12 protein-coding genes are annotated in these 17,797 nt (G+C 57.7%); 6 read left to right on the forward strand and 6 right to left on the reverse strand.

The features are described 5' to 3' along the window. Nucleotides 1-172 precede the first annotated feature (172 nt). Nucleotides 173-2,965 carry a M16 family metallopeptidase gene (locus tag IE083_RS09780; protein ID WP_189353420.1) on the reverse strand — a complete coding sequence of 931 codons (2,793 nt, stop codon included), beginning with the start codon at nucleotides 2,963-2,965 and terminating at the stop codon, nucleotides 173-175. Further along, nucleotides 2,953-4,623, reverse strand: coding sequence for an ABC transporter ATP-binding protein/permease (locus tag IE083_RS09785; protein ID WP_189353421.1), 1,671 nt, complete (start codon nucleotides 4,621-4,623; stop codon nucleotides 2,953-2,955). The genes IE083_RS09780 and IE083_RS09785 overlap by 13 nt, the downstream gene beginning before the upstream one ends. 169 nt (nucleotides 4,624-4,792) lie before the next feature. On the opposite strand from IE083_RS09785, the gene IE083_RS09790 reads away from it, so the two are divergent. Then, a complete protein-coding gene (locus tag IE083_RS09790; RefSeq protein ID WP_189353422.1) occupies nucleotides 4,793-7,477 on the forward strand; it encodes a TonB-dependent receptor plug domain-containing protein in 2,685 nt (894 codons plus the stop codon). A 164-nt stretch (nucleotides 7,478-7,641) separates the two neighbouring features. Here IE083_RS09790 and IE083_RS09795 read toward each other — a convergent pair whose 3' ends face one another. Together IE083_RS09795 and relB are read right to left on the reverse strand one after the other, a co-directional pair. Further along, on the reverse strand, nucleotides 7,642-7,932 hold the full coding sequence (locus tag IE083_RS09795; protein ID WP_189353423.1) for a type II toxin-antitoxin system RelE/ParE family toxin: 291 nt from the start codon (nucleotides 7,930-7,932) through the stop codon (nucleotides 7,642-7,644). Continuing rightward, the gene (relB, locus tag IE083_RS09800) at nucleotides 7,922-8,155 is read right to left on the reverse strand and encodes a type II toxin-antitoxin system RelB family antitoxin (RefSeq protein ID WP_229799703.1); all 234 of its coding nucleotides are present in this window, start codon (nucleotides 8,153-8,155) and stop codon (nucleotides 7,922-7,924) included. Before relB ends, IE083_RS09795 begins: the two co-directional genes overlap by 11 nt. A 277-nt stretch (nucleotides 8,156-8,432) precedes the next feature. Here relB and IE083_RS09805 point away from each other — a divergent pair, with 277 nt between their 5' ends. The 4 genes from IE083_RS09805 (at nucleotide 8,433) to IE083_RS09820 (ending at nucleotide 15,553) form a co-directional block, all read left to right on the forward strand. Beyond that, a complete protein-coding gene (locus tag IE083_RS09805; RefSeq protein ID WP_189353425.1) occupies nucleotides 8,433-9,197 on the forward strand; it encodes a Crp/Fnr family transcriptional regulator in 765 nt (254 codons plus the stop codon). Nucleotides 9,198-9,544: 347 nt separating this feature from the next. Beyond that, on the forward strand, nucleotides 9,545-12,775 hold the full coding sequence (locus tag IE083_RS09810) for a TonB-dependent receptor domain-containing protein (protein WP_189353426.1): 3,231 nt from the start codon (nucleotides 9,545-9,547) through the stop codon (nucleotides 12,773-12,775). A gap of 78 nt (nucleotides 12,776-12,853) precedes the next feature. Next, the gene (locus tag IE083_RS09815) at nucleotides 12,854-13,735 is read left to right on the forward strand and encodes a Slam-dependent surface lipoprotein (RefSeq protein WP_189353427.1); all 882 of its coding nucleotides are present in this window, start codon (nucleotides 12,854-12,856) and stop codon (nucleotides 13,733-13,735) included. A gap of 270 nt (nucleotides 13,736-14,005) precedes the next feature. After that, a complete protein-coding gene (locus IE083_RS09820) occupies nucleotides 14,006-15,553 on the forward strand; it encodes a porin family protein (RefSeq protein ID WP_189353428.1) in 1,548 nt (515 codons plus the stop codon). 136 nt (nucleotides 15,554-15,689) lie between these two features. On the opposite strand, the gene IE083_RS09825 is transcribed toward IE083_RS09820, so the two are convergent. Next, entirely contained in the window at nucleotides 15,690-15,962 is a 273-nt protein-coding gene (locus IE083_RS09825) for a BrnA antitoxin family protein (RefSeq protein ID WP_189353429.1), read from the reverse strand. Then, nucleotides 15,937-16,218: a BrnT family toxin gene (locus tag IE083_RS09830; protein WP_308426741.1), complete on the reverse strand. Its 282-nt coding sequence runs from the start codon at nucleotides 16,216-16,218 to the stop codon at nucleotides 15,937-15,939. Before IE083_RS09830 ends, IE083_RS09825 begins: the two co-directional genes overlap by 26 nt. A 165-nt stretch (nucleotides 16,219-16,383) precedes the next feature. On the opposite strand from IE083_RS09830, the gene IE083_RS09835 reads away from it, so the two are divergent. Beyond that, nucleotides 16,384-17,796 (forward strand): sodium:proton antiporter, encoded by a 1,413-nt coding sequence (locus tag IE083_RS09835; protein ID WP_189353430.1) that lies wholly within the window; start codon nucleotides 16,384-16,386, stop codon nucleotides 17,794-17,796. Nucleotide 17,797: the final 1 nt, after the last annotated feature.

The raw sequence follows: 17,797 nt of genomic DNA on the forward strand, positions 1-17,797 counted from the left end.
TCAGTAGGCCTGCCAAGCAAGCAAGGACACCAGCAAACCGCTGCACGAGTACCCTGAGCATGCTGCAAACCGAGACGACGACAAAGCAGGCAGATAGCTAACAAAAAAGCGCCCCGAAGGGCGCCAAGGTGTTACCTGCCGCATTGCGCAGCCGCATGTACATTGAAACCGACTACTGCAGGGCGGCAGGCTGCATCATAAAAAGGCGTGGCGCCGTTGACAGCCATTGAGCCAGAAGATGCTTTATGTGCTCAGCAGACAAACGCTCGGCCAACTCAAGCCCTCGCTCAAAGTTAACCGGGTCGGCGTCCAAGCCGGTGCTTTGGGAAAGTGCTTGAGCCCATGAGGCAGCATCGTCCAAAGCCCGCCTCCTTGCATCTAGCCACTGCCCTTTAATATGATCAAGCTCAAGTCGGCTTGGGCCTGTCCGCGCCAAGGCCAGCACCGCCTCCCCGGTCATGCTTGCCAGCTCATCAAGGCGACGAGGGTTTGCACTGAACCGAATCCATAACATGAATGCCTCCTCAGGATGGCGAAGCAGCAAAGGGGTCGCGCCTACGGCATATACGGCGGACTCTTCACGACGTAATCGCTGCTGGACTCGCTCCCGCACCAGCTGACCGATCCAGTCTGCCGCAATGGCATCCGTCGGGGACCAAACAGCCGGAGCAATATATTGTAAATTGAGCACCCCTTTATCTTCGATACCCGCCGCCAGAACATGTCGACCACTACCTGTTTTAGGTTTCAGCCCACGAGAAGCAGACAGCACCGGAGCACTCCCCTCCTCTTCCAGACCAGCCAGCCATGTCTCAGCCAAACGCACCACCGATAAAGGATCAACATTGCCAACTACGGTAATCATCCAGTCCTTGCGGCTGCCAAACAATTGCCGGTGCCTGCCCAAAAGCTTGGGCACCGTCATTGCTTGTAATTCATCAAGCGTCGGTTCGCTGCCGACATCGCCACTTTGCAGGCCGTTCTTATAAATGAAACGAGTGAACGCAAGCTCGGCATCTTCAACGCGCTGTCGCGCAGGCCACTCTTGCCGAATCTTATCCAGCATCGTCTGCTGTATTGCTGGCGGTCGCAGCTTTACGCTCAGCAAAGCAAACAGATCTCCCAACCGCGCAACGGGCGCCGAGCCGGACAAACCATGCTGCATAGACAGAATGAACGGGCTGAGATCCAGCTGACGTTCACGAGACCAACTGTTGAGTAAACTGCTGTCCATCCCTGCATAGCCACCACGCTCGGCAAGCAGTATGGACAAGTTACCCATATGCCTGTCGATAGCAGACTCATCAGTCAAACCTCCAGCCGCCGTCGCTCGTAACTGAGCGCGCCCTTTAAAACCGGGACGTGCAAGCACCTGAATTTTCATACCGTTAGATAGCCGCCACTGGCCAAAACCTGGCAAGCCTGACCGCGGAATTGGCACAGCATTACCCATGGGCGGCCTCGGCAGGGAAATAGCTGGCATACGGGCCGGTAACTCACCTGGTGAAGGCGGCTTTGCCTTTAGTGAGGCACGGATCTTCGCCACGTCATTTTCGTCGAGTGCCGGGTCATCAGGCCGTGCTATCTGCAGAACCTGCATAGGCAAATCGTCCATACTCTGCCATACAGCACGCACGTGCTCTACAGCTGCTTTCGGAGCCCATTGCTGATGAAGCTCGCGCCATTGCCTGGGTGAAAGCCAAGGCAGTCGATAGTGCAGACTCTCGGTCAACCTGTCTGCCACCGTTGCCGGGTCTTGCTGCTGTCTTTCGACAGCCAGTGCGTTGTTCACCTCTTCATCAATCACAGTTACAAGCTCTTCTCGAAATGAGCCATGAACGCTCAAACGTTCAATTTCGGTCAGGACAGTTTGCAATGCCGGAACAGCATCAGACCCCACCGGTTCAAATGAGAGCTGATATTCGACACGACCTGGCGCAATCAATACCGACCCAGGCACCATACGCGGCGCTCGAATCGGCGCAGCGGGTTGTTGAGCCACACGTTCCAGACGCCGCACCAGCAAACGCAGTGCATGGCCCTCAAGCCAATCACGCCATACTGAAGCGCCTTCGTCCGGAGATGCATCCAATGTCCTCTGCCAGCTGATCACCACTTTGCGTCGATGATTCTCCGGGTCGACATACCGCTCAACCTGAAGAGCAGGACGGGGCGAAAACGTGGATGGCGGCAGCGCTGGCAGCGGCGCACGAGACTTGATGCCGCCAAAGGCATTGTCAATCATCGCCTTGACCTCAGCCACCTTCACATCTCCCACCACTACCACTGTCATACGCTCGGGGCGGTACCAAGCATCATAAAAGGCACGCGCCTGCTCAACAGGCGCATTACGCAGTACATCCTCCATGCCAATCACTTCACGATGGGAATACAAGCTACCTGCATAGCGCATTGCATCCTGAACCAAGCCCAGGCGATAAGACAAACCACGCCTCATCCGCCACTCTTCCAGAATTACACCCCGCTCCCCCTCGAATGCATCAGGTGCCATAGTCAGGCCAGATGACCAATCAGCCAATACCTGCAAAGCCAGTTTTGTTTTTACAGCACTGGCATTGGTCAGCGAAAACTTGTAGCGCGTGCAGTCATAACTTGTTACCGCATTGGCATGTGCCCCGATTGAGAGACCCAACTCCTCCAGCACCTGCAAGCCACCCGAACCAGGAAGCTGCGAACCAGGAAACAGGCGAGAACCTTTGAATGCCATGTGCTCGACTGCGTGTGCCAAACCGCGCTGCCACTCCGCTTCATGTAATGAACCTGCTGCTACGTTCAAGCGAAGCTCTAGATCACCTTTTTTACCGGGCGTTGGCAAGATTGCATACCGCAAGCCGTTTGCCAGTTCACCCTGTATCAGCGCCGGGTCAACCGCAATCGGAGCCGCACGCAACGGACAAGACAACAGCACCCACACCAACACACTCAACCGCATCAAACGGGGCATGCAATCTGCTCCTTTTTGTCGGTCGACAGCTGCCAAAACATATGCCGGGTATAAGCCATGCGGGGCAGTGACTGATGACTGATGGTTAAACTTGTTAGTTCTGGTAGCTCGCGGTACAGCTGCGCCAGTAAATCACGTGCACTGGCATCGTCCAGCTTATTGACAGGCTCATCCATCACGACCCAATCCGGACGGTGCAAGATGAGGCGAGCGAATGCAAAGCGCTGCTGCTCGCCTCCCGATAAGCGACGCATCCAGTCAGTACTTTCATCCAGGCAATCAACCAGGTTTGCCAGGCCACACGCACACAAAACTCGCTGGCAAGCGTCTCGCATCAATACAGAAGGCAAACGGGGGTAAGATAACGCAGCCATAAGCGTTCCCTCGGCAATATGGCTGTTCTGGGGAAGAAACATGCCGTTGCCGGCAGGCTTGCAAACAGATGATTCTGCTGCCAATGGCCACAGACCTGCCAGCAAACGGGTGAGCGTGGTTTTGCCGGCGCCCGAAGGGCCCTGCAGCCACAATCGTTCATGCAGACCAACCTGCAAAGACAAGGGTGCAAGCTTGGCGCCGTCGGGCAGTGCTACCACACCGCCGAATGCCAAGCACTCGTCACAGGCATGCGGTAACACCTCATTCTTCTGCACCTCATCAAGCGCCCGGCCAAATCCCGACAGACGCCGGAAGGTTGCGGCCAACTGCGCCAGATCCTTATACGCAAAAATAAACCAGCTTAATGCCATGCTCACCTGCACAAATGCCTGGCTGGTCTGCATCAGCCCACCCAGCTGCATTTTTCCTGACAAAAAGATGGGGATCGCAAAAAAGACGGGCACCAGTGCAGAGACTTGCCCGTATGTGATCGTAAAGATGCCGAGGCTTTTTTCTTTACGGATACGTGCGCTCTGCACACCTGCCACCTCATACATACACGCCATGGCACGCACTTGCTCAGCTTGTTCTGCACGCTGAAAGCTGATCGATTCTGCATGCGCTCTCTGACCAAGCAACACCCGCCTGAACTCCGCCTCTTTGCGCTGAATGCCGAACTGGATATCAACAAGCTCCGCACCCAACCAATGGGTTACCAGCGTACCGGCCAAGGTATAGATGACACAGGCCCAAACCAGATAACCCGGAACAGACGCACCCACACCAGGCAACGGCATGCTTGCGGACAGCTGCCAGAGAATGACACCAAACGACAGCAGAGACAGCAGCGAACTTAGCAAGCCAAAGCCCGTATCCAGCACGCCACGAGAAAACAAGGCCGCATCTTCAGCCACACGTTGGTCAGGATTGTCGTGGCCCGCCATCGCCTCCAGGCGATAGTGCCGCCCTGCATTCAGCCATCGCCCCAGCATCTGCCCGGTCAACCAGACTCGCCAGCGCAATGCCAGGCACTCCTTCAGGTAGGTCACAGCCACCCTCGACACAACAATGCCCGCCAGCAAAAACAAATAGTTCCCCAGCAGCGCATAGGTCTTGTCGGCATCCAGCACCTGCAGCGCATTGTAGAAATTGCCGCTCCAGCGATTGAGCTCAACCCCTAAGTAGACGCCCGCAACGGCAAGCCCTGTCGCCAGCCCCAGCAACAGCACATCGCCACGGCCCCGCACATCCCGCCAGTAACCAAACCGATCCGATATGTTCATGAAAATATACGCAAAATGTTAAAAATTATAAATGAGTATGATACATTGTAATTGCAACTAGTTCTCATTGCAAGTTTGCACAGCAGTAAACCATATTTCGCGCGATTTTACATTCATTAACGCGCAAAAACCGAGCAATTACACCAACAAAAAACCATAACTCAACATCATGTCTCATCCAACATTTCGCTACAAACCACTGATAGTCCTGCTTGCTTGTGCATCGCACCAAGCCTTGGCAGCAAAAGAGAGCGCCGAGTTACCTACTGTTCAGGTGGTAGCTCCGCGCAAAGACAAGCAAACCGGCAAGAGCATACTGGACGCCGAAAGCATAAAGGAACGCACCACTCAGAACGGCAATCTCACCGATTTGCTCAAAGACAACCCGGCTGTGCAGTTCTCCAATGCATCAGGAAACAGCATGACGCCGGGCGAGATAAAACCAGACCAGATTTCCATCCACGGCAGCCCTTACTGGCAAAACCAATTCAGGCTGGATGGCATGGGCGCCAACAATGATCTGGATCCAGCCGACACAGGCCAAGGGCAACTGGTAGTCAGCACAGGTTCGGACACACAAGGCTTTTATGTCGACAGCAGGTTGCTGGAATCCGTCACCGTCATGGACAGCAATGTTCCTGCCGAATATGGCGGCTTTACTGGCGGGGTGATTGATGCCAAAACCAAGCGTTACAGTGGCAGCGACCGTTTCGCTGCCAGTTGGCGAACCACCAGCGACAGCTGGACAAAGCAGCCGCTGGACCCCGAACTGGGGACGACCGCTAAAAGCAATGATGCAAGCGCACCGTCACGTTTCCAGCAGCAGTTCAAGAAAGACTTCTACACCCTGTCTGGCGAGAAAGGCCTGAGGGATGACCTCGGGGTGGTGATGTCGCTATCAAGGAGGGAATCGAGCATTCCATCAGAAGAAAACGGTGGCATTCTCGTTGGCGCCCCCGGACGACCAATGGTGGCGCTGGTTGACGACAGCAACAAACAACAAAAGCGGATCATCGATAACGCACTTGCAAAGTTTAGCTGGCAACCCGATGCTGGCACGACCGTGGACATTTCGCTGAACACTGCCAAAAGCAAAGAGTCGCTGTTTCTCAATGGCCTGAGCAATTCCGACTACACGCGTCATCACAACTCTTACGGTGCATCAATCAGCTGGGCACAAAACCTGGAAATTGGCCGCTTCGAAGCTATAGCAGGCATGGGGCAGCAAGATGACCAACGCAACACCGCTGCCAAAGAACGTCGCAAGATAGGTGATCTTGCAGAGCTGCGAGAACTGTTGACCCGCCAGGCAGATACCATGCCCTCACCCGGCAAAGAGCAATGGCTGGATATTCTGGACCGCGCGCCCATCCTTAATGAACATGGCGGTTACGGCAACCTGCAAAGCCGTCAACGTACATACGAGGCCCGCTTCAAATTCGAATCCAGGCCCGTAAATACCGGGTCCACCAGCCATACGCTTTCCACAGGGATACAACTGGCAAAAGTAAAAGCCGGCTACATGCGCCCCGAAGATAGCGTACAGGTTACCTATGGCTGCCGATACGATACAAATGGCTGCAGCGGTATTTTCGACCCGGCGTCCCGCACGGTCTTTCCCAAAGGAGAATCTGGCACCAGCTTTGCCAGCAACGGTATCTGGCTGGAAGACCGCCTCGACTATGGCCGCGTGGAGGCACGGCTTGGCATACGTGCCGACCGCGACGACTTCCTGCATCAGACGAATTTTGCACCCCGACTGGCCCTGAGTTGGGATGTCAACGGCGACGGTCGCTGGCTAATGAATGCCGGCATGAACCGCTACTACGGCCGATCCATGCTGGCGTACAAACTTAAGGAAGCAGAAAACCGGGGGCTTTATCAAGAAACGCTTGACTGGTCTTCTGGCGGCAGCGAACCCGACATCTACCGAACAGACCTGGGCCAGGACTATGGCGGCTACGATGGCTTGCGTGCTCCTTATGAAGATGAAGCCCTGCTTGGCTTGGCCTATCGTGGCGACAGTGCCATCACCGGCATACGTTACATCCGCCGAGACGGACACGACCCGGTAACAAGAGACCGGCAATATCCGGAGGCCATTGCCTTGCAAACCCGATTGCGGCTGCTGGAAGACCGATTGCGCAGCCCCGGCCTGAGCAATACAGAACGCACCGCACTTCGACGGGAAATCGCCCAGTTCCGTCGCGATAATGCCGACATGCTGAACAAGGCCACCTTTCTTAAATACACCAACCGCGGACAAAGCCGCTACGACGCGGCAATCGTAGAACTGAGAAACGCCAAGCCGTTCACCCTGGCAGGCAGTTACACGCAAGCATCTTTGTCTTTTACCCTCAGCCGGCAAAGAACCAGCTTGCAAGGCAGCAATGGCTACAACAGCATCACCGCTGACTATCATGTCAGAACGGACAAGGTTTGGCATAACAACCAACTGGTCGATATCAGTTCGCTAAACTCGCCAGACTTTAACCGTCCGCGCGCCCTAAACCTGAACATTTCGACACAGTGGCCTGCGTACGGCCTGAACCTGAACCATCAGCTACGCTGGCGCAGCAAGGTCACCCAACCCGAGCAAGACCGCAACAGCATCAAAAAAGTGGGCAACGACTACTTCTACTCGATTAGGGATGAGCACCTGCCAAGCACCTTTACCTGGGACGCAAAACTCTTGTGGAAGCCCGCCTTTGCTGCCGGTGCCTATGCATCACTGGAGGTCAGCAACCTGCTGAACAAGCGTAATGTAACGGGAACCTATACCTATGGCGACAAACGCTATCGTCGCTACGAAACCGGCCGGCAGTTCTGGGCCGAGGTAGGATACGAGTACTGACGTTCAGACCAAGGCCTGTTAACACTTGTTTTATCGCAGCGGCCGGTTCTGCCCGGATGCAGCGCGCGAAAAACGGCCCGCCGCAGGGTCATTCCCTGCCAGGGCCGTTTGACAAAGCGATGCGCCGGGCAAAACCAGGCCCCGAGGGCCTGGTGACCCATTTTTCATCGCCACCAGGTTTTCGGCGGCTTGCAGCGGGTGTGGAAAACCCGCAGTACATGGAGTTCGTCGCCTGCCACGCGGTACGGGACGAGGTACGGATAGTGGTCAATAACCAGCTCTCGCGTACCAGGTACTCGGCCAGCTCGGCCGGCGGCAGGAAAGTCGGCCAGCGCGTCGACCTTGGCTTTGACGTACTCGAACATCTCGGCGGCGGTTGTCGGGTTCTCCTGAGCAACGCACTCCGCCTCGGCGTTCAGGTTCTGAATCGCCTTGCGCAGCCACCTAACCTGCATTGCGTTTCCACTTCGCGCTGATGGCATTCACTTCGTCGTCACTGGCGAAGTCCCCTGCGTCGGCCTCACTGATGGCCTGTTGAATCTCGGCGATCTGCCAAGCCTCGCGGTCGATGTAGTCGCGGATAGCCTGTCCGGCCAGGAAAGACTTGGTGCGGCCGGTGGCCGCTGCCAGTGCGTCGAGCTGACGGGTCAGCTCGTCTGGCAGGCGTAAAGACATCATGCCCATGACGTACTCCTTGCGTTGTATTACAGTGATTTCATTGTAAATCATGGTGAAGTGAGAGTCATGGCGAGGAAGATGATGAGCGCCGTGATGTGGCAGGCAAGCCAAAATGAAAAATGGGCTCAGGGCTTTTCAGAATCAGCATCAACAGTGCATTTATACGAATTTTTCGTACACTTTCCACACAAGCTGTTTCAAACAAGAAACAAATTGATAATTATTCTCAATGATGCTAGCATCTTGAGTTGCTTTGCAACAATAGAAATGCTACACGATGGAACGCCCCTCCCCATTCACTGCGTTGCGTGCTTCACCTCTATTTGACGACGTAGACGATTCTGCGCTGCAAGCACTGGCATGCACAGCCCAGTGGCTACCGGTGCGCCATGGGCAGCAAGTATTTGCTATCGGAGAGCCAGCAGACCACTTCTACACCATTGTTAGCGGGGAGATTCAACTCTACCGCCCGTCCTTTCGTGGCCACGATACGCTGTTTCAGGTTCTGGAGGCTGGTGCGCTGCTAGCCGAGGCGCCAATGTTTCTCAAACCACCACTCCACCCGCTGACTGCGCGCGCCAGCAAGAAAACACAGCTGTATGCCTACCCGCGAGAGGCACTTCTTGCGCTGTGTAATACATCCCCGGAACTGATGCAAACCCTGCTTGCCGCCTTGGTACGACGGCTATACCGGGCAGTAAGCCGTATCGAGTGCCTGTCACTGAACAATGCCAGTCAGCGCCTGGCTACCTATTTGCTGGAGCTGCACTGCCCCCACGACGGGCACTGCGTCAACGGGCCGGTCAATATCAATTTACCAATAAACATCACGATGCTTGCCGGCCATCTTGCGATGACGCCGGAGACCTTGTCGCGGCAACTGCAAAAGTTCCGGCAACAAGGGCTGCTCCGTGGCAAAGGACGCGCGCTAACGCTGCTTGATCCAGCGAGACTGTGCGAATACGTTGGCCTGAATGCTTCTGATTTTTCCGGCAAGACAACACCTCTGACGGCCGGTTGTTGCAACCTGGCACCGGATTAGCCGGCCCGTCTGTTTATATATGAAAATTGCAATTAAAAATTAACAATAGCTTCCTGCCAAGCAAAAAATATCAATTTTCCACAAAAACGGCATGTAAATAGCAAAAATACAAATCATGACAATTATCATTGGTATCTGAATTGCATTGAATGATAATTGCTCTCATTGGCCATTTTGGCTTTCAAGGAGCTACGTTCATGCCATTCAAACCAAAAAAATCAGCCTTGTTGATATCAAGCCTGTACCTGCTAAGTCCGCTAACACTGACACAGGCCGCAGAGCCCGCCGCGCCGGCACCCGGGAAAACAGAAACCGCCAGGAAAGCCGAGGTCGAGCTGCCTACCGTCGTGGTCAAAGGCAAACGGAACACCGATGCCGCTGCCAAGAAGAAAGTCTACGAAGAAAACATCACCAGCACTTACATTGACCGCGAGGACCTGACACGTACCCAGATCACCTCTCCCGCGGACGTACTCAAAGGTATGAACGGCGTTTACAGCATGGACCCGCGCAACGGCAGTTCCATTACGCCCAATGTGCGTGGTTTGTCCGGTGAGGGACGGGTGCCGCTGACCGTGGATGGCACGGAACAATCCACCAACGTCTTTTTGCAGGTCTACGGCGTAGGCAACCGCAACTACGTCGATCCGGCGATGTTCCGCAGCGTCGAAGTAGAAAAAGGCCCGTCGCTTAGCCGGGGAATCAAGAGCGGTGTGGGCGGGGCAATCAATGTCCGCACCATCGAGGCTGGCGACATCATTCCCGAGGGCAAGAACTTCGGCATCGAGGTCAATGCCGAAATCTCGGGCAACAGTACCAAGCCGCAGGTCGATGCCAGTTCCTACTTCGGCAGGGACTACCGCAGTATTCCCGGAGCTGGCCTTGGTTCGAATTACAACGTAATGGTGGACCAGCCGGTACCGAACACCAAGGGGAAAAGCAGCCTCCTCAACCTCAACGACCATTCGGAAATGATATCCATCGCCGGGCGCAACGAGGTCACCGACATACTGTTTGCCTACAGCCAGCGCGACAAGGGCAACTACTTTGCCGGCAAGCAGGGTGCCGAACGTTATACCAATAACGATGCGTATGCCGAAAACAGCACTGCCCAGTATTTCCCCAACCTGACCAAGCTGTATTTCCCCGGCAACGAGGTGCTCAGCACAGCCAGCCACACCGAGACCACCCTGCTCAAAAACAACTGGTACCTGCCCAATGCGCACAAGATCGGCCTGAGCGTCATGCGTACCGACATGGAGTATGGCGAAACCAACGCCGGCCAATCCATTCTGTCGCTCGGCTTTGCCGAGGCGCTGGCCAGGAATAAAAACCCGATCGGCCAACTGGTGGCCGAGTGGCCGCGCTCCAAGCTGCGGCTGGATACCTACAAGCTCAGCCACGAATGGAAACCCGAAGGCTCGCCCTGGATCAATCTGCAGGCCAACCTGTGGCAGACCAAGGCGAACGGCGTGCGCCACCAGACCGGCAACAGCCCGTACTTCATCAATAAAAGCGCCGCAATGGAAAGTTACACCAAACTGATCGGCGACTGGCGTACCTGCCGCACCGGTTCGATCGCGGACATCCTGACCAATAATCTGCCCAGCGGCAGACCGGGCCAGGACTGCTATTTCAGCCCGGACCTCAGCCTCAGCATGGGCGCCACCGAGCCGGTGGAGCCGGACCACGACGGCACCATCATCGCCGGCAGCGCGCAATGGACGCGCCACGAACGTACCGGCTTCGACTTCAGCAACCAGATGCGGCTGGCCAGCAACCTGCGCCTGACGGTGGGTGGCGGCCTGCAGCGCGAAAAGCTGGACGAGCGCGTATCCAATATGGAGATTTCCGGCTGGTTCTTCCCCGGCGGGCAAGCCTTCCACTACGCCGCGGCCAACTACGGCCCGCGCTCCGGCGAGCGCCGCGAAGCCACCGGCACGTTCAACTTCGAATGGGAGCCAACCCCCTGGCTCTCGCTGAGCGCCGGCGCCCGCTACAACCGCTATTCGGCCAACGACACCGGGCTGGCGGAGCGCCGACGGCAGCAGATCGCCACCGCCCAGGCCACCCGGCTCAAGACCGGGGTGCAGCTGAAATACGCCACGCTGATGACCGAGGCGGAATGGGCCAAATACAAAGAGCTGGCGAATGCGATGGAGGATGCACGAAGCAAGATCAATTATGACGACCCCAGTGTTTATAAAACCTGGGATGTTTACGCTGATGCGTCCGGTGCGAAAATCCCGGTCCGGATAACACTGCCTACAGAAGACCCGGCGTTCAAGGCCGCGTATCAGGCGCTGGCCGATTACGCCGGCCAACACAATGCAAACCCGTTCCCCAATATAGGGCAAGGTTATTATGGTAGTTGGGGGGGGGCGGGGGTGACGCACGGCGATGGCTATAGATCCTTTTATACTAAAGCGACAGAAAACGGGACTGACCCCGATCCTTATTCGTCTGATAAAACGGCACCCTATTGGCAAACGACGCTTGTCCTGCCCGTCGTCAACGGCAAGGTCGATTCGTCGAAGAGCCCGTTTGCCAATGGTGAGCTGAGCCTTGACCAGACAGCCAGCTATACCGAAGGAGGACAGACAGGGACTTTCCACAAGGTCATCCAGGCATCCGGCACCAACAACAAGGGCGAGACACTTTACACAAACATTACGGAGGCCGAGTCCTGGAGCGCGCCGGATACCCAGTCCGGCCATGCCTGGTCGCCGGTGCTGTCCGCCACGCTGCGGCCAACCCTTTACGGCACCGTCTTCCTGCGCCATGCCCAGACCACGCGCTTCCCCAGCCTTTTCGAGCTGGCCTCTACATCAACGAATCTGGAGGGCGTCGGCATGCTGGGCGTCAGCGGCGCCAGCAAGCCGGAGCGCAGCACCAACTGGGAGATCGGCTACGCCCACGACCTGACGCAGTTCTTCCCCGATCTGCGCATGGCCGATGCCCGCCTGAGCTATTTCGATACAGAGATCAAGGATTTCATCGAACGGGATTCACACCTGGCCGTCATCCAGTACGACAAAAAGAAGACCAGCGGCATCGAATTCCAGTCGCGCTTCGACAGCGGGCGCTTCTTCGGCAGCCTGGGCGCCACTTACCGGCGCAAGCAGGAGCTGTGCGACAAGGATTACGCATACCAGTTCGACATGTACCGCAACCGCATGCCCGAGTGCATGACCGGCGGTTTCCCCGACACGCTGACGGCTACCAGCCTGCAGCCCAGATATTCGGTCAACCTGGAGCTGGGCACCCGCCTGCTCAACGAACAGCTGGAGCTGGGCCTGCGCTCGACATACCACGCCAAGGCGCAAAACAAGCAGATGGACGATCTGCTGAGCAAGCCTTATTTCAAGGAAATCTGGACTCAAAACACCATGTCGCAGCTGTACTGGCACTCGGTGGTGCTGCATGACTTCTACTCGCGCTGGCGCGTACGCAAGGACCTCGACCTGAGCCTGAAGATCAGCAACCTGACCGACCGTTATTACATGGACCCGATGTCGAAGATCGCGGCGCCAGGGCCGGGCCGCACCCTGACCGTGGGGATGCGCGCACGCTTCTGAAACCCTTACCGGATTTTGCTGGCTTTAATCAAACCAGTGTTCATGCAGTGCTTTTCTTTAAACCCAAGGAGTAATCTCATGCAAAAAACCGTACTGACCCTGGCCCTGGCCCTGTCCTTCGCCGGTACTTCCGCCGTTGCCGCTACCGTGGCTGGCGGCTCGACCAACACGGCTACCGTTGTTGCCGGTTCGTCTACGCTGTTCGGCTCGGGCAATGCCGGGCTGAAGCTGGCTGGCTCGTCAGCCTACATCAACCTGGCCGGCGGCCCGGTGACGCAATCCAACAACGCCATTGCCCGCGGCCCGGAATCCAACGGCAAGACCTACCTCAAGGGCAAGGACATCAACATTCTGGCCGGGCTGGTGATGGGCGATACCAAGATCGCGCAGGTGTGGAAGAACAATGTCAGCTACAACGGCGACACCACCAGCATCAACAGCGTGCGCCAGATGATCGTACCGCCCGCGCTGGTATCGTCGATCATGCCGAACTTCGGCGGTCTGGTGATCGGCAAGGTGGAAGGCAGCAATGTCTATTTCGGCGAGTGGTCGCCCAAAGGCAGCAACTATGCCGTAGAGGTCAGCACCGACCTGAACATGGGCAGTGCACAGCACACGGCGTGGTACGTGGGTGAAAACCCGACCACCACCATGCCGACCCTGGTCAACGCCAAGTACAACGTGGTGGGCATCAACCAGCACAACCCGGAAAGCCCGAATGTCTACAAGGGGGTGCTGACTGCCAACTACACAGCGGGTGACAAGTCGCTGACCGGCAGCCTGGTTCGTGGTTCTTCGACGCTTGACTTTGCCAACACTGTCATCAATCCCAACGGTAGTTTCTCGAAAGGAACCACCATCTCCGGCCAGTTCTACAACAACGCCAATGCCCTGGCAGGCGTCTACAAAGCCGGTGCAGGTGCACAGGGTGACGTCGCCTTCGGCGGCGCGCGCCAGTGAGGCTTGCTGATGTTTGACCGCTCCCTGCCGGCAGCCACCGGCAGAGAGCGTCAAACGGGCAAGACCGGGTGGTACCTCATCCGGGCATGATTTGCACAGGTCGCACCTTGGGAGGCCGGCTCGCCGGCCTCCATCTTATTCTAAAAACCTCAATTGGCCACGAAACCCACGAAAGAATACGAAAAAATCAGTGCGATAGTGAGCGCGAGCGGCTCACCCGATGGATGTGCAGCCACCGGCCGGCAATGACTTGAATTTTCGTGTTTTTCCGTGGGTTTTGTGGCAATAACTGCGGTTTTCAGGTTTCTTGCACACATTGCCATTTCCGGGGTTTGTTTGATGATGTCTTGCCGTTTTTGTGCGGGCTGGCTGCTGCTGGCTTGCCTGGCCCGGTCTGCCGCCGGGGCCGACGACGATAGCACCCGCTTGCTGCGGGAGCAGACCAGCCGCGCCATTGAGCAGAAAACGCAGGCTGTAGAAGCACAGGAACCGCCCCCCGGCACCCTGCTCTACGAAGGGCAGATTTACCAGGTGCCCGACCAGCTGGATGCGCTGGAGCCTGCCATCTACGTCGCCATCAATAGCAGGCAATGGCGCCAGCTGCCGGATTTCATTTCCCGCTATCGCCAGCTGGCTGGGCATCGCCCGGCACTGGCGGCAATGGCGGAAGGCCTGCTGGCACATTCACAGGGCAATTACCCGCTGGCGCTGCGGCATATGCAGCTGGCGAGCGAGCAAGAGCCGGACGATATACGCATCGCACTGGAGCTGGCCCGGTTGCAGTTCGAGGATAATCAGGACAGCAACGCGCGCAAGGGCTTTGCACGTGTGCTGGAGGCGGATTTGCCGCCACAGGCGCAGATGCAGGTGCGGCAGTTCCAGCAGGCGCTGGATGCGCGCAGCGGCTGGCACGGCAGCGCGGCGCTGGGCTGGGGGTATAACGACAACATAAACCAGGGGAATGGCTACCACAGCTGCTTGCAGTCCCTGGCGAATATCTGCCTGTTCGAGCGGCAGATGCCGCAAGCCATAAGCACGCCGTTGACCAACTATGAATTGTCGCTACGGCGGCGCATTAATCTGTCTGGCAACCATAACCTGCAGATCATGCCGATGAGCTATGGTAGTTATTACTCGCGGATCAACCCATCCGAATCCGCCAGCATCCGGGACTACAGCAACAATCTGGCGATGCTGCAACTGGGGTATCAGTATCTGGATAGCGGGGATAGCCTGTCGTTCACGCCCTATCTGGAACACTTTTACCGCAACCGCCACAGTGATTATCTGGCCCACGGCGTACAGCTGGAGTGGCAACACACCCTGAACAGGCAGTGGCAGCTGGGAAGCAGCCTGGATGCCAAGCGCTATGAATACACAAGCAAAGGGCAGCAAACCGGCGCCGACTATAAACAGTACCAGTGGAGCGGCATGGTTGCCTTTTCTCCGTCTGCCAACACCAGTTTGTATGGCGGTATCGACCTCACGCGCAAGCGCTACGATACGGCACAGGCCAGCAGCAGGGACTGGGCTGTGCGCACGGGTGTCTACCACGCATTTGCCGGTAGTGCCGGTGCCTTTGTCAATGCCATGGCTGTCTATCGCGATAGCCGCAATGATGCCTTCGATGGCTTTTTGGGGGCGCAGCGGCACGACCGCCAACAGGTGTACATCCTCAGGGCCGGCGTGAACAAATGGTCATTTGCCGGCCTGGCACCGGAACTGCGTGTACGGCATAGCATCAACCGCAGCAATCTGGACTGGGCGTTCGGCTTCAGACAGACAGAAGTGAGCTTGATGCTACGCAGCAATTTTTGAGCATCTGCACCGATCCCGTAACAGATCAATGTCATTACCCAAAGGGAAGAATCAGGCATCAGCGACCGTGTAGCGGGCGGTTGCGACCAACGTTAGTGTTGCAATTCGAGCTTCAGGAGGCCGGCCACGCAATGGGTCAAACCGGTGAGTGGGTCTTCAGCCAGTCGCGCAACGCGTCGTTCAAACGCGTTTGCCAGCCCTTGCCGGTAGCCTTGAATGCCTGCGCCACGTCAGGGGACAGCCGGATGGTGATGCGCTCCTTGGTGGGCGCTTTCTGCGCGCCGCGCGCGCCGAGTTTGCGGCGCAGCGATTCGGGCAGCGCCGAAAAAGGCACAGCGCCCTGGAAGTCCTCTGCGGTCAGCTCGCGAACTTCACCTTCGGTGTCAGTCAAGGGTTTGTGGTTTGCCATGTTTCTTTGCCTCACGGGTGTTGGCTTTGCGGAAACTGACAACGCGGATACCGTCCGCCGTTTCCACGAAGCACAGGAAGTGCAGGCGGCTATCCAGATAGCCAATGGCAATCCGGCGCAGCTCGCCGTAATCGTGGCGATCATCAACCAGATAGGTCGCTGTTTCGAAGTCAAACCCGGCCGCCCGCTCAAACGACAGCCCTCGTTCGCGTATATTCTTGGAGCCGTCGCCTATCAGCGAGCTATACAGGGTCAGCCGCCCGGCTGGCCGTTTTGTTTTGCAGGGAAGTTCCCGATGGCGCGGCGACGGATGCGGCGGTTACAATTGCCGTTTTCCGGTCGCCCAGGCACAAGCCATAACAATCAAGGGTGCGCGCGATCGCCGGAAGCGCAGCGCCCCCTGCAAAACCCAGAGTCGAACATGTCCCTATCCCGCTTGCTACGTCCTGCGCTGCCCTTGGCGCTGGCACTGCTGCCGTCGCTGGCTCACGCCAGCGTCAATGGCGCAGAACTGTCCATGCTGTGGGCCGTGCCCTTTGCCGGCCTGCTGTTAAGCATTGCCCTGATGCCGCTGCTGGCCCCGGCCGTCTGGCACCACCATTTCGGCAAGATCGCCGCCGGCTGGGCGCTGGCCTTCGTGCTGCCGTTTGCGGCCAACCATGGCCTGGCCGGCGTCAGCCACGACATCCTGCACACGATGGTGCTGGAGTACGTGCCATTCATCATCCTGCTGGTGGCGCTGTTCGCCGTCGCCGGCGGCATCTACATCAACGGCAACCTGCACGGCTCGCCGCTGCTCAATAGTGGCGTGCTGGCCACCGGCACCGTGCTGGCCAGCTTCACCGGCACCACCGGCGCCTCGATGCTGCTGATCCGCCCGCTGTTGCGCGCCAACGACAACCGCCGCCACAAGACCCACGTGTTCGTGTTCTTCATCTTCCTGGTCGCCAATATCGGCGGCTCGCTGACGCCGCTGGGCGATCCGCCGCTGTTCCTCGGCTTCCTCAAGGGCGTCGGCTTCGGCTGGACCATCGAGCACATGCTGGCGCCGATGTTCAGCGCCAGCCTGATCCTGCTGCTGGTGTTCTTCGTGCTGGACAGCTACTTCTACCGCAAGGAAAGCGCGCAGACGCTGGCGCGCGACCCGACCCCGGACAGCCCGCTGCGCATCGAGGGCAAGCTCAACTTCCTGCTGCTGGGCGGCGTGGTGGTGGCGGTGCTGCTGTCCGGCGTGTGGCAGCCGGGCGTGGTGTGGCAGGTATACGGCCTCGACATCGAGCTGCAGAACGTGGTGCGCGACCTGCTGCTGCTGGCGATGGCGGGTCTGTCGCTGAAGCTGACGCCACGCCGCTGCCGCGAGGCCAACGCCTTCAACTGGGCGCCGATGCTGGAAGTGGCCAAACTGTTCGCCGGCATCTTCATCAGCATGATCCCGGTGCTGGCGATGCTGAAGGCCGGCCCGGACGGCGCCTTCGCCGGCCTGGTACGCATGGTGACCGCCCCCGACGGCACCCCGGTCAATGTCGCCTACTTCTGGCTCACCGGTGCGCTGTCCAGCTTCCTCGACAATGCGCCGACCTATCTGGTGTTCTTCAACCTGGCCGGCGGCGACGCGCAACAGCTGATGGGCGCCGGTGCCAACACCCTGCTGGCGATCTCGATGGGCGCGGTGTTCATGGGCGCCAACAGCTATATCGGCAACGCCCCCAACTTCATGGTGAAGGCGATCGCGGAAGAGCGCGGCGTGGTGATGCCGAGCTTCTTCGGCTACATCGGCTGGGCCTGTGCCTTCCTGATCCCGACCTTCCTGCTGCTCACCGTGCTGTTCTTCTGAC

Origin of the sequence: Vogesella fluminis, assembly GCF_014652335.1 — a bacterium.
Lineage (GTDB): Bacteria > Pseudomonadota > Gammaproteobacteria > Burkholderiales > Chromobacteriaceae > Vogesella > Vogesella fluminis.

Bases quoted from the DNA above. Each gene is read 5' to 3' on its own strand.
- IE083_RS09805 (WP_189353425.1), top strand. From the start codon at position 8,433: ATGGAACGCCCCTCCCCATTCACTGCGTTGCGTGCTTCACCTCTATTT.
- IE083_RS09780 (WP_189353420.1), bottom strand. From the start codon at position 2,965: ATGCCCCGTTTGATGCGGTTGAGTGTGTTGGTGTGGGTGCTGTTGTCT.
- IE083_RS09835 (WP_189353430.1), top strand. From the start codon at position 16,384: ATGTCCCTATCCCGCTTGCTACGTCCTGCGCTGCCCTTGGCGCTGGCA.
- IE083_RS09785 (WP_189353421.1), bottom strand. From the start codon at position 4,623: ATGAACATATCGGATCGGTTTGGTTACTGGCGGGATGTGCGGGGCCGT.
- IE083_RS09795 (WP_189353423.1), bottom strand. From the start codon at position 7,932: ATGCAGGTTAGGTGGCTGCGCAAGGCGATTCAGAACCTGAACGCCGAG.
- IE083_RS09790 (WP_189353422.1), top strand. From the start codon at position 4,793: ATGTCTCATCCAACATTTCGCTACAAACCACTGATAGTCCTGCTTGCT.
- IE083_RS09825 (WP_189353429.1), bottom strand. From the start codon at position 15,962: ATGGCAAACCACAAACCCTTGACTGACACCGAAGGTGAAGTTCGCGAG.
- relB (WP_229799703.1), bottom strand. From the start codon at position 8,155: ATGATGTCTTTACGCCTGCCAGACGAGCTGACCCGTCAGCTCGACGCA.
- IE083_RS09815 (WP_189353427.1), top strand. From the start codon at position 12,854: ATGCAAAAAACCGTACTGACCCTGGCCCTGGCCCTGTCCTTCGCCGGT.